Genomic DNA, 10,833 nt, shown 5'->3' with positions numbered 1-10,833 from the left:
AGGCCGTCCCGCCCCGGAAAGACAAGGACTGCCGGGAAACCCCCAAAAGAACGGGCCGGGGGAGACGACGACAAACGGCCATCTCAGCGATGTCCGGCCCTGCTCCGGCCCCCACCCTCCCCTCGGGCCCTCCCAGGCCACCATCCGCACCGGGCAGTCGGCCACCCACCCCCACACCTCGACCACAAGACCCTCGGCCCCCGACAGGCGCGTCAAATCGCTACGCGCTCCTCATTTCTCGGCGTCTGCGGCCCGTCCGGGGCTGGTCTCGCCCCAGATCGCTACGCGCTCCTCGATGACGGCACCCGACGGCAGTCCGGGGCTGGTCATAGGCAGCCCAAGGGCCCGGTTTCCTCCTCCATGACCGCGTCCGACGGCCGTTGAGAGGAGAAAAGCGACCAGACAGCGGCTATGCCGAGGTGTACTCACGTCAGAGCCGGTCGGCGATCGAAACGCCTGACGTTATGCCCTAATTGGACTGTTATGGGTGTGGGTTTGGGGGGACGGTCTCGTCCTGACACGACTACACCTCGGCCAGGGCGAGGATCCGCCCCTTTGGGCCCCTGATCGGCGCCATTTCGCGGTCTCTCAGCCCCGGACGGGGGCCAGCCGCCATGATCGAGGAGCGCGTAGCGATCGATGGCGGCTTATGACCAGCCCCAGACGGGCCGCAGACGCCGAGACGGAGAAGCGCGTAGCGATCTGGGGCGAGACCAGCCCCAGGCGGGCCGGTGCCTGGGAGGGCCCGAGGGCGGGCGCGGCCCCTGCCGGAGCGGGGTCGGACATCGCTGACATGGCCGTTTGTCATCGTCTCCCCCGGCCCGTTCTTTTGGGGGTTTCCCGGCAGTCCTTGTCTTTCCGTGGCGGGACGGCCTGTCAAGAGTGGAGCGAAGCGACATCGCGCAGCGACGCGACGAAGGAGCGCTCTTGACAGGCCGTTTCGACACGGAAGGACTATGGGACTGACGGGAAAGCCCCAAGCCCTCTCTGATTCCGGCCGGCTCGGACCCCGCCCCCACCCCCACACCCGCCCCGCAGGCAACGGGGCGGGTGGAAGGCAGCCGCCCCTCGGGTCGTACCCCCTACGGAACGCTCCCGAGTACCTCCGTCAGGGTGGTCAGGGCGCGGGTGAAGGCGGTGTCCGGTGGGGCTGCGTAGCCGATCACCAGGCCCTCCCGGGGTGGGGCCGGGGCCGACGGGTGGTGGTAGGAGGAGAGGCCGTCGAGGGCGAGGCCCGCCGCGTGGGCTGCCGCCAGGGTGGGGGCCTCGCGGCCCGGGGGGAGTTCGACCACGGCGTGGAGGCCCGCCGCGATGCCCGTCGGCCGCAGGTGCGGGGCGTGTGCCGCCAGGGCGGCGAGCAGTTGGTCGCGGCGTTGCCGGTAGCGCTTGCGCATGCGGCGGACGTGGCGGTCGTACGCGCCGCATTCGATGAAGTCGGCCAGCGCCAGCTGGTCCAGTGCGCTCGCCCAGGACTCCCGTTGGCCCTTGGCCGCCAGGACCTCGTCGAGCAGGTGGTCCGGGAGGGCCAGCCAGCCCAGGCGGATCGCGGGGGAGAGGCTCTTGCTGAGCGAGCCCGCGTAGACGACGTGCTCGGGGGCCAGGCCCTGGACGGCGCCGACCGGCTTGCGGTCGTAGCGGAACTCGCCGTCGTAGTCGTCCTCGACGATGACGCCGCCGGTGCTGCGGGCCCATTCCACGGCGGCGGCGCGGCGGGCGGGCAGCAGGTGGCCGCCCGTCGGGAACTGGTGCGCCGGGGTGAGCAGCAACGTACGGGCCCGGGCGGGGAGTTCGGTGGTGCGGGCGCCGTCCTCGTCGATGGGGAGCGGGTGGGCGCGGACCCCGGCGGTATCGAGGATGCGGTGGTGGAAGGGGAGTCCGTACGCCTCCACGGCCCAGTCCCGGGGGCGGACGGACGCCAGGAGGCGCAGGCCGTTCGCGAACCCGGAGCAGATGACGATGTTGGCGGGGCCGGTGCGGACGCCGCGGGCCCGGGCGAGGTGGTCCGCCAGGGCGCGGCGCAGCTCGGGGCGGCCCTGCGGGTCGCCCGGGCCGAAGGCTTCGGTGGGTGCCGCGGTGAGGGCCCGCCGGGCGCTCGCGGCCCAGGCGCTGCGGGGGAACGAGGCGGGGTCGGGTTTGCCCTGGAGGAGGTCGTGGCGGGGGGTGGAGGGGGAGGGGTCGGGAGCGGCCCGTCGGGCGGGGGTGGTCGCGGCGGTTTCGGCGACGCGGGTGCCGGAGCCCTGGCGGGCGGTGAACCAGCCCTCGGCGACCAGTTCGGCGTAGGCGTCGGCCACTGCGTTGCGGGCGAGGCCCAGGTCGGCGGCCAGCGTCCGGTACGGCGGCAGCCGTGTGCCGCCGGCCAGCCGCCCGCTGCGCACGGCCTCCCGCAGGGCCTGGGCGAGGGCGGTCCGGCGGGCGCCGCCGGAGGGGAGTTCGAGGTGCAGGTCGGCGCCGCGGGATGTCATGCGCCCGGCTCCCGGGTGGTGAAGACGGTGTGGGTGGCAGTCAGGAAGCGGCGGACGGTGTCCCGTTCGGCGGTGTCGAGGGAGTCCAGGACCTCCAGCACCCCGTCGATGAGGGGGCCGAAGAACTCCCGGCCCAGGCGGATCGCCCCGGGCTCCACGCGCAGCAGGACCCGCCGCCGGTCGCGTTCGTCGCGGATCCGCGCGACGTGGCCGAGCCGCTCCAGCCGGTCGATCAGGGCGGTGGTGCCCGCCGAGTTGAGCCCCAGCCGGGCGCCGAGCAGCCCCGCTGTGGCCGGTTCCTGCGCGCGGGCCGCGTCCAGCAGGCAGATCAGGGCGCGCACGTCCGTCGGATGCATCCCGTTGCGGGCGGCGAACTCCGTCTGGCGCAGGCCGAACTCGACGGTCACCGCGCGCAGGAGGTGAACCAGTTGCAGGTTGTCGGGGTCGGATTGCCGGTCGGTGTTCATGGTGCCTCCGGTAGGATCTCTCGTTGAGCGAGATTATCGGCCAGCGAGGGATCGGGGCGGTCGTGTCTTTCCGGAATGCGTACGAAGAGGTGCTGGGCCGGTGGCCCGGGCCGGTCGAGGGTGTCGATCTGCCCACCCCGTACGGGGTCACCCGCGTCAACAGCTGCGGTCCCGCCGGCGCCCCGCCGCTGGTGCTGCTCCCGGGCGGCGGGGCCACGTCCACGGTGTGGGGCGCCTGCGCCGCCGGGCTCGTCCACGGGTACCGGGTGCACGCCGTGGACCTGGTGGGGGAACCCGGGCTCAGCGTTCCGGCGTCGGGGCGGGCGGTCCGGGACGTCGGGGACCTGGTCGGCTGGCTCGATGCCGTGCTCGGCGTGCTCGGCGGGCTCGGTCCGGGCGGTCCGGTTGGTCCGGGCGGTGCGGGTGGTCCGGTGACCCTGGCCGGGCACTCGTACGGGGCCTGGATCGCCGCCCACTACGCGGCGGTACGGGCCGGCGGGCTCGGCCGTCTCGTACTGCTCGACCCGACCCAGGTGTTCACCGGGCTCCGCGCCGGCTACGTGCTGCGCGCGCTGCCCGTGCTGGTGCGGCCCACCCCGCGGCGGATCCGTTCGTTCCTCGCCTGGGAGACCGGCGGGGCCGTGCTGGACGAGGACTGGCTGCGGCTCCAGGACGAGACCGCCGGCTTTCCCGCCGTACGGCCCGTCACCGGGCCGCGTCCGGACCTCGGCGGGCTGGGGGAACTGCCGGTCCGCGTGCTCTTCGCCGGACGCGCCCGCTGCCACGACGCCGCCCGCGCGGCCCGGGCCGCGCGCAGGGCGCTGCCGGGCGCGCGGGTCGACGTACTGCCGGGGGTCTCGCACCATGCGCTGCCGCTGACGGCGGCCGGGGAGATCGCCCTAGCCCTTGCGTGAGAGCGCGTCGCGGACCGCTTCCTCGGAGCGGGCCACCACGGCCGAGCCGTCCTCGGCGGTGATGATCGGCCGCTGGATCAGCTTCGGGTGCGCGGCCAGGTGCGCGATCCAGCGGGCCCGCGCCTCCTCGGTCTCCTCGCGCGGCAGTTCCCGTACGCCGGTCTCCTTGGCCAGGGGGTCCGAGGTGCGCGTGATGTCCCACGGCTCCAGCCCGAGGCGGCCGAGCACCTCGCGGATCTCGTCCTCGGAGGGCACGTCCTCCAGGTAGCGGCGCACGGTGTAGTCGGCGCCCTCCGCATCCAGCAGGGTCAGTGCGCTGCGGCACTTGGAACAGGCGGGATTGATCCAGATCTCCATGCCGCCCACCCTATCCAGGGCCTGCCCGGCCAGGGCTTTTGTCAGTGGTCGCCGGTAAAATTCAGGGAGAACGACAGGAAGCCAACTACCGTTTGGGAGGCTGTAGATGGCCACTGCCATGACCATTCAGAGCGTCAAGAAGAAGCCGCTGCCGGCGGGCCTGCCCCGCGAGTGGTACGAGAGCCACAACCGCCGTCTGAAGGCGATGCGGCTGGCGATATCCCTGCTCGACTCGGGGACGTACGACGCCCGTCGCGCCACCAACCGGAAGATCCGGACGATGGCCGTCCGGACGGGGATCCACCGGCCGTCCAACGTCACCTGCAAGATGGTGCGCGCGTTCATCCAGGCTGCGTGAGCCGGTGACTGCTGCTCCTGTCACGCGGGGTCGTCGAGCGACAGGAGCAGCAGGGCCACGTCGTCGGGGGGACCGCCGTCCGTGAAGGCCGACAGGTCCCGCCAGACGGCCTCGACCAGGCCGTCCGGGTCCCTCGCCAGTACGGGGACCCGCGCGGCCAGCGGGTAGAAGCGGCCCGCCCTGTCGCGGGCCTCCGTCACACCGTCGGTGTGCAGCAGCAGCCGGTCCCCGGGCCGCACCGGCAGCTCCGACACCGTCGGCGGGTCCGGCCCCGCGAGCCCCAGGCCCAGGGGCGGACCGGGCTCCACCTCCACCTCCGCGACTTCCGCCCCGCGCAGCCGCAGGACGGGCGGATGCCCGCACGACACGACCCGTACGAGGTCCAGCCCCGGCGGGAACTCCAGCAGCACGGCCGTCGCGAACAGCTCCGGGGCTTCCGCGGAGGAGTCCGCCGCCGCGTCCGCCAGCAGCCGCCGGTCCAGCCGCGCCGCGACCGCGGCCAGCTCCTTGTCGTCGAGCACCGCCTCACGGAAGGCCCCGAGCAGCGCCGCCACCGTGCCGACCGCCGCCAGCCCGTGGCCCTGCACGTCCCCGATCAGCGCCCGTACCCCGAAAGGACCGGCCCGTACGTCGTAGAGGTCGCCGCCGACCAGGGTGCCGCGCTGCGCCGCCCGGTAGAGGCCGTAGCAGCCCACCCCGCCGACCCGCTGCGGCACGGGCGGGAGGACGGCCATCTGGGCCGCCTCCGCCACCGTCCGGACACTGACCAGCTGCGCGTCCCGGCGCCGCCGCACCCAGGAGATCACCACGCTGAGCAGCCCCACGGCGGCCACCGTGGCCAGGTCCGTGCCCTGGGGGTGCGCGGTGACCAGGCTGGGCGCGCCGAGCAGCACGAGCACGATGCCCGCGAAGACGGCGGTCCCGGCCGGGCCGTACGCGAAGGCGGCCACCGGGGGCAGGCCGGCCAGGAAGAAGCCGAGCTCCACGTCGCCCGGGGTGAGCCGCTGGGCGAGCACCAGCACCACCAGGGCCACCACGGGCGCGAGCATGGCCCAGCGTGGCGGCTGCTCGCCGCGCAGCCAGCCGGGATCCTCGCGTACGCGTCTCACTCCTCCACCCTGGTACGGGGGCCGGGCCCGCGCACCCCGGACCGCACGCCGGGTGGCCCGCCGGGGCGGCTGCCGCGACAGTGGTGGCGTGACGGCAAACGAAGGCTCCGGGATTACCGGTGGCGCCGGGAGCTCCGGGAAGACCCCGACGCGGGCGCACATCGAGGCGCACGGCTCGGGCGGCGGCTCGACGAGCGGGGAGATGAGCACCCGGCTGAACTGGCTGCGCGCGGGGGTGCTCGGCGCCAACGACGGGATCATCTCCACCGCCGGCCTGGTGGTCGGCGTGGCCGGGGCCACCACCTCGCGCTCGGCGATCCTCGCGGCGGGCGTCGCCGGACTGCTGGCGGGCTCGCTGTCGATGGCGGCGGGGGAGTACGTCTCCGTCAGCTCGCAGCGGGACTCCGAACGGGCCGCGCTCGACATGGAGCGACGGGAGCTCGCGGAGGAGCCGGAGGCGGAGCTGGAGGAGCTCGCCGGCCTGCTGGCCGCGAGGGGGCTGAGCCGGGACGTGGCGCGGGAGGCGGCCGAGCAGCTCACGGAACGGGACGCGCTGCGGGCGCACGCCCGGGTGGAGCTCGGGATCAACCCCGACGAACTGGCCAACCCGTGGCACGCGGCGTTCGCCAGCCTGATCGCCTTCACGGTGGGGGCGCTGCTGCCGCTGCTGGCGATCCTGCTGCCGGGGCCGTCCGCGCGGGTCCCGGTGACGGTGGTGTCGGTGCTGGTGGCGCTCACGCTGTGCGGGGTGCTGAGCGCACGGCTGGGCGGGGCGCCGACGCTGCGTGCGGTCGTCCGCAATGTCGGCGGCGGGGCGCTGGCGATGGCCGTCACCTACGCGGTGGGCACCTGGCTGGGCACCACCACCTGACCGGGGCTCCGCCCCGGCCCCCGTCGGCGGGGCTGGACGCTGCCGGTGCGGCTCAAAGATCGGGGCTCCGCCCCGGACCCCGCGCCTCAAACGCCGGCGAGGCTGGATGTTGCCGGTGGCCCCGGCCGAAACCAGCCCCTCCGGCGTTTGGGGAGCGGGGTCCGGGGCGGAGCCCCAGGGCCCGGCGTACCGGGCCGCGCAGGCGAGCCCCGCGGGGTCCGGGGCGGCCGGCCGCAGAGGTGTGCCCGCGGGGGTCCGGCGCAGGCGGGTTGCGCGGGGTGCGCCCCGTGGGCCCGGGGGAACGGGAAGATGGCCGCATGCGTATCGCAGTCACCGGTTCGACCGGCCTCATCGGCAGTGCCCTCGTTCGGTCCCTCAGGGAGGACGGGCACGAGGTGGTCCGCTTCGTGCGCCGCGAGCCCGCCGCAGCCGACGAGGCGCGGTGGGATCCGGCACGCGGCCACGTGGACCCCGACGCGCTCGCCGGGTGCGGGGCCGTCGTCGGCCTGGCCGGGGCCGGGGTCGGCGACCACCGGTGGACGGCCGCGTACAAGAAGGAGATCCGCGACAGCCGGGTCCTCGGCACCGCCGCCCTCGCCCGGGCCGTGGCCGCGCTCGACGAGCCGCCGCAGGTGTTCGTCGTGGGGACCGCCGTCGGGTACTACGGCGACACCGGCGACCGCCCCGTCGACGAGGACTCCCCCGCCGGGACGGGGTTCCTGTCCTCGGTCTGCGTGGACTGGGAGGCCGCCGCCGCACCCGCCCGGAAGGCCGGCATCCGGACCGCGTTCGCCCGTACCGGCCTGGTCGTCGCCGGTGAGGGCGGGGCCTGGGGGCGGATGTTCCCCCTCTTCCGCGCGGGCGTCGGCGGCCGGCTCGGCGACGGCCGCCAGTACTGGTCGTACATCTCCCTCCGGGACGAGGTCGCGGCCCTGCGCCACATTATCGACACCCCCTCCCTCGAGGGCCCCGTCAACCTCACCGCGCCCGAGCCGCTGACCAACCGCGAGGTCACCGCGGCCATGGCCCGGGTCCTGCGCAGGCCCGCAGTGCTGCCGGTGCCGGCCGTGGCGCTGCGCATCGCGCTGGGGGAGTTCTCCTCGGACGTGCTCGGCAGTCAGCGGGTGCGCCCCAAGCGGCTGTTGGAGTCCGGGTTCGCGTTCCGGGACCCCGGCATCGAGGACGCCATCCGCGCCGCCCTCTGAACGCCCTGCTCCACGGCACGTGCGACCGTGTGCGACCGCTTGTGACCCGGATGCGACCGCCGTGCGACCGGAACCGACCGTAATAGCACGGCTAACTGGGGTTCCCCTGGAGCCGGTTGGGGGAAGGAGGATCCCCACACAGCCGCGCCGACCTCGGGGAGGGGCACGTGCTCAGCAGCTCGAACCACGCAGACGTAGTCATCGTAGGAGCCGGAGTCTCAGGACTCGCGGCCGCGCACCACCTGATCGCAGCGGGGGTCACCGTCACCGTCCTGGAGGCCGCCGACGACCCCGGCGGCCGGATGGCCACGGTCTCCGCCGACGGCTTCCGGCTCGACCGGGTCGGCCAGTTGCTCAACACCTCGTACACGGAACTCGAACGCACCCCCGGCCTGGAGGCCCTGACCCTGCGCCCCTTCGCGCCCGGGGTACTGGTCCACACCGACGGGAAGCAGCTGCGGGCCGGGGCCCTCACCCCCGCCCGCGCCCTGGCCAGCGGCTCGCTCGACCAGGCCCGGCTCAGCGCGGCCCTCGGCCGGCTCGCCGCCCTGCCCGAGGAGAAGCTGCTCGCCCGTCCCGAACGCACCGCGCTCGCCGCCCTGCGCTCCCGCGGCCTGCCGCCGCGCACCGTCAACGGAGTGCTCCGGCCCCTGCTCGCCACCCTGCTCCGGGACCCGGAACTCACCACCTCCAGCCGGGTCGCCGACCTCGCCCTGCGCACCTTCGCCCGCGGCCGCCTCGCCGTACCCGAAGGCGGCGCGGCCGCCCTGCCCGACCTGCTCGCCGACGCGCTGCCGCCCGGCACCGTCCGCACCGGGGTCCGGGTCCGCTCGGTCGCCACGAACCTGGTCACCACCGAGGAACACGGCGACTTCACCTGCCGCTCCGTCCTCCTCGCCACCGGCGCCCGCGCCGCCGCCGAGCTCCTGCCCGGCCTGCGCGTGCCCGGATTCCACGAGGTCACCGTCCTGCACCACGCCACCGCCGCACCCCTGCCCTGGGACGGCTCGCTGCTCCTGGACGGGGACCCCAAGTGGCCCGTCTCCCACACCGCCGTGATGAGCGCGGTCGACCCGACGCGCGCCCCGGCCGGCCGGAGCCTGGTCACCACCACCGTGCTCGGCCCGCCGCCACCCACCCGTACGGTCGCCTCGCGCCTCGCCAGGCTCTACGACTGCGCCACCCGCGACTGGGAGCTCCTGGCCGTCCACCACACCCCGGAGGCCGTCCCCGCCATGCCCCCGCCGCGCGACCCGCGGCGCCCGGTGCGGGTCCTCGCCGGGCTGTACGTGTGCGGCGACCACCGGGACACCAACACCGTCCAGGGCGCCCTGCGCTCGGCCCGCCGCGCCGGCACCGCCGTCCTGCGTGACTTCGGCATCCCGCTCCCGGCGAACCAGGCCCCGCCCGCACTCCCGGTGGCGGCCTGAGAACCACTCGGCCAGGGCCCGGCCCCCGCCCGGGGGCCGGGCCCGCACCGTGTCACGACAGCGCGGCCACCCGGTCCCGGTACGTCCGGACCGCGGACGCGTCCCGGTACGGCTCCAGCCGCCGCTCGAAGTCCCGTACGTACTCCACCGCCCGCACCGACCGCATCTCCATCGCCTGCTGCGCCGCCTCCGCGCCCAGCGCGCACGCCTGGTCCAGCTCGCCCAGCCCCAGCCGGGCCGTCGCGAGCACCACCCGGCAGAACAGCCGCGAGCGCGCGTACCCCGCCGCCCGCAGCTGCAGCGACCGCTCCGCGTGCTGCGCCGAGGCCCGGTACTGCTGCAGGTCCCGGTGGCAGTGCCCGAACTCGTCCGCGAGCTGTGCCTCGTCGTAGTCCCGGGCCCAGTGCGGCACGTCGTCCCCCGGCCGGGCCGCGCCCAGCGCCCGCTCCGCCCGCACCAGCGAGGCCGTCGACGCCCGCACCTCGCCGAGCACCGCGTGCCCCCGGGCCTCCACCGAGTGCAGCAGCGCCTGCACCACCGGCGGCGGGCCCGAGCCGACGCCCTGCTGGGCCACGCGGGCCAGCTGCACCGCCTCCCGGCCGTGGCCCAGATAGACCGCCTGCCGGCTCATGGTGACCAGCACGTACGCCCCGTACGGCCGGTCGCCCGCGGCCTGCGCGAGCCGCAGCGCCTGCACGAAGTAGCGCTGGGCGAGCCCGTGCGCGGCGATGTCGTACGAGGTCCAGCCCGCCAGCCGGGTCAGGTCGGCGGCGGCCGCGAACAGCCGGCGCCCGGTGGTCTCCCCGTAGGTCCCGCGGAGCATCGGCTCCGCCTCGTGCTCCAGGTAGCGCACCAGCGCCTGCCGGGCGTGCCCGCCGCCGTAGGCGTGGTCCAGGGTGCGGAACAGCTCGCTCACCGATCTCAGCGCGGCGATGTCCCCGCTCGTCACCCGCTGCCCGGGCCCCCGGTCGATCTGCCGCTGCCGGGGCACCGAGGCCCGGCCCTGCACCGGCACGCGGGCCGCCGCCGTCTCCGCGCCGCGCGCCACCCGCTCGTCGGCCCGCCCGATCAGCCAGTCCCGGCTCGGCACGACCAGCCCGGCCGGCGTGAAGGCGATCTTCCGGAGTTCGGCGTGCGAGCCGGAGTCCTTGCGCCACAGCCCGCTCGCGATGTCCACCGCCTCCTCGGGGGTGGCCGCGAACTCCAGCCCCGCGTACACGGGAGCGCAGGCGTCCAGTCCCAGGTCCTGCGCGGACAGCCGCCGCCCCAGGCGCCGGGTGAAGACCTCGGCGATCAGCGCCGGGGTGGTCCCGCGCGGCTGCTGCCCGCGCAGCCAGCGGGTCACGGACGTCTTGTCGTACCGCAGATCGAGACCGTGCTCCAGGCCGAGCTGGTCGACGCGGCGGGCGAGCCCGGCGTTGGAGAACCCGGCTTCTGCGATCAGCGCCGCGAGCTGCCGGTTGGGGACACGCTGGGCAGGTCGTTCCGTCATCGGCTCCACGGTCTCCTGACGTGACGGACCGGAGTCCCGGCCCTGTGAACGGCGTGAATGTAGCGGCGAACTCCGCTCACACCGCCCTCTCTGCCCTACATTCATCCGATCGTGTGCAGAATGGGTAGGGCTCTTTACGGACCGACCCCCTCCAGCCCCATAGGCTGC

10 protein-coding genes are annotated in these 10,833 nt (G+C 75.1%); 5 read left to right on the top strand and 5 right to left on the bottom strand.

Going from position 1 to position 10,833, the window contains the following annotated elements; translation table 11 throughout:
* Nucleotides 1-1,082: 1,082 nt before the first annotated feature.
* Nucleotides 1,083-2,462 (bottom strand): PLP-dependent aminotransferase family protein, encoded by a 1,380-nt coding sequence (locus ACIGFK_RS35345; protein WP_400055111.1) that lies wholly within the window; start codon nucleotides 2,460-2,462, stop codon nucleotides 1,083-1,085.
* On the bottom strand, nucleotides 2,459-2,929 hold the full coding sequence (locus ACIGFK_RS35340; protein ID WP_376662169.1) for a MarR family transcriptional regulator: 471 nt from the start codon (nucleotides 2,927-2,929) through the stop codon (nucleotides 2,459-2,461). Before ACIGFK_RS35340 ends, ACIGFK_RS35345 begins: the two co-directional genes overlap by 4 nt.
* Nucleotides 2,930-2,991: 62 nt before the next feature.
* Between ACIGFK_RS35340 and ACIGFK_RS35335 the strand changes: the two genes are divergently transcribed.
* Nucleotides 2,992-3,843, top strand: coding sequence for an alpha/beta fold hydrolase (locus ACIGFK_RS35335; protein ID WP_400055109.1), 852 nt, complete (start codon nucleotides 2,992-2,994; stop codon nucleotides 3,841-3,843).
* Here the strand turns inward: ACIGFK_RS35335 and ACIGFK_RS35330 are convergent.
* Nucleotides 3,829-4,200, bottom strand: a complete 372-nt coding sequence (locus ACIGFK_RS35330; RefSeq protein WP_400055107.1) for an ArsC/Spx/MgsR family protein — start codon at nucleotides 4,198-4,200, stop codon at nucleotides 3,829-3,831. The two genes, ACIGFK_RS35335 and ACIGFK_RS35330, sit on opposite strands and share 15 nt — an antisense overlap.
* 106 nt (nucleotides 4,201-4,306) lie before the next feature.
* Between ACIGFK_RS35330 and ACIGFK_RS35325 the strand changes: the two genes are divergently transcribed.
* Nucleotides 4,307-4,558 carry a hypothetical protein gene (locus ACIGFK_RS35325; RefSeq protein ID WP_376662166.1) on the top strand — a complete coding sequence of 84 codons (252 nt, stop codon included), beginning with the start codon at nucleotides 4,307-4,309 and terminating at the stop codon, nucleotides 4,556-4,558.
* A 20-nt stretch (nucleotides 4,559-4,578) separates the two neighbouring features.
* Here the strand turns inward: ACIGFK_RS35325 and ACIGFK_RS35320 are convergent, their stop codons facing one another.
* On the bottom strand, nucleotides 4,579-5,667 hold the full coding sequence (locus tag ACIGFK_RS35320; RefSeq protein ID WP_376662165.1) for a PP2C family protein-serine/threonine phosphatase: 1,089 nt from the start codon (nucleotides 5,665-5,667) through the stop codon (nucleotides 4,579-4,581).
* A 202-nt stretch (nucleotides 5,668-5,869) separates the two neighbouring features.
* Here ACIGFK_RS35320 and ACIGFK_RS35315 point away from each other — a divergent pair, with 202 nt between their 5' ends.
* The 3 genes from ACIGFK_RS35315 to ACIGFK_RS35305 all read left to right on the top strand — a co-directional run bounded on the left by ACIGFK_RS35315 (nucleotide 5,870) and on the right by ACIGFK_RS35305 (nucleotide 9,173).
* The gene (locus ACIGFK_RS35315) at nucleotides 5,870-6,538 is read left to right on the top strand and encodes a VIT family protein (protein ID WP_386473580.1); all 669 of its coding nucleotides are present in this window, start codon (nucleotides 5,870-5,872) and stop codon (nucleotides 6,536-6,538) included.
* A 317-nt stretch (nucleotides 6,539-6,855) separates the two neighbouring features.
* Complete coding sequence (locus ACIGFK_RS35310) at nucleotides 6,856-7,743, top strand: TIGR01777 family oxidoreductase (protein WP_376661930.1); 888 nt, start codon at nucleotides 6,856-6,858, stop codon at nucleotides 7,741-7,743.
* A gap of 167 nt (nucleotides 7,744-7,910) precedes the next feature.
* Nucleotides 7,911-9,173 (top strand): FAD-dependent oxidoreductase, encoded by a 1,263-nt coding sequence (locus ACIGFK_RS35305; RefSeq protein WP_376661929.1) that lies wholly within the window; start codon nucleotides 7,911-7,913, stop codon nucleotides 9,171-9,173.
* Between the two features lie 52 nt (nucleotides 9,174-9,225).
* On the opposite strand, the gene ACIGFK_RS35300 is transcribed toward ACIGFK_RS35305, so the two are convergent.
* Nucleotides 9,226-10,665, bottom strand: coding sequence for a regulator (locus ACIGFK_RS35300; protein WP_376661928.1), 1,440 nt, complete (start codon nucleotides 10,663-10,665; stop codon nucleotides 9,226-9,228).
* Nucleotides 10,666-10,833 lie beyond the last annotated feature (168 nt).

The sequence above is a fragment of the Streptomyces sp. NPDC085524 genome (assembly GCF_044541755.1).
Lineage (GTDB): Bacteria > Actinomycetota > Actinomycetes > Streptomycetales > Streptomycetaceae > Streptomyces.
The sequence above is the reverse complement of the archived record's forward strand: the minus strand, read 5'-3'. Positions and strand labels throughout refer to the sequence as shown.

What these genes read in the sequence shown, in the direction of transcription:
- ACIGFK_RS35315 (WP_386473580.1), top strand. Translation starts at nt 5,870, where the DNA reads ATGAGCACCCGGCTGAACTGGCTGCGCGCGGGGGTGCTCGGCGCCAAC.
- ACIGFK_RS35310 (WP_376661930.1), top strand. Translation starts at nt 6,856, where the DNA reads ATGCGTATCGCAGTCACCGGTTCGACCGGCCTCATCGGCAGTGCCCTC.
- ACIGFK_RS35345 (WP_400055111.1), bottom strand. Translation starts at nt 2,462, where the DNA reads ATGACATCCCGCGGCGCCGACCTGCACCTCGAACTCCCCTCCGGCGGC.
- ACIGFK_RS35340 (WP_376662169.1), bottom strand. Translation starts at nt 2,929, where the DNA reads ATGAACACCGACCGGCAATCCGACCCCGACAACCTGCAACTGGTTCAC.
- ACIGFK_RS35325 (WP_376662166.1), top strand. Translation starts at nt 4,307, where the DNA reads ATGGCCACTGCCATGACCATTCAGAGCGTCAAGAAGAAGCCGCTGCCG.
- ACIGFK_RS35300 (WP_376661928.1), bottom strand. Translation starts at nt 10,665, where the DNA reads ATGACGGAACGACCTGCCCAGCGTGTCCCCAACCGGCAGCTCGCGGCG.
- ACIGFK_RS35330 (WP_400055107.1), bottom strand. Translation starts at nt 4,200, where the DNA reads ATGGAGATCTGGATCAATCCCGCCTGTTCCAAGTGCCGCAGCGCACTG.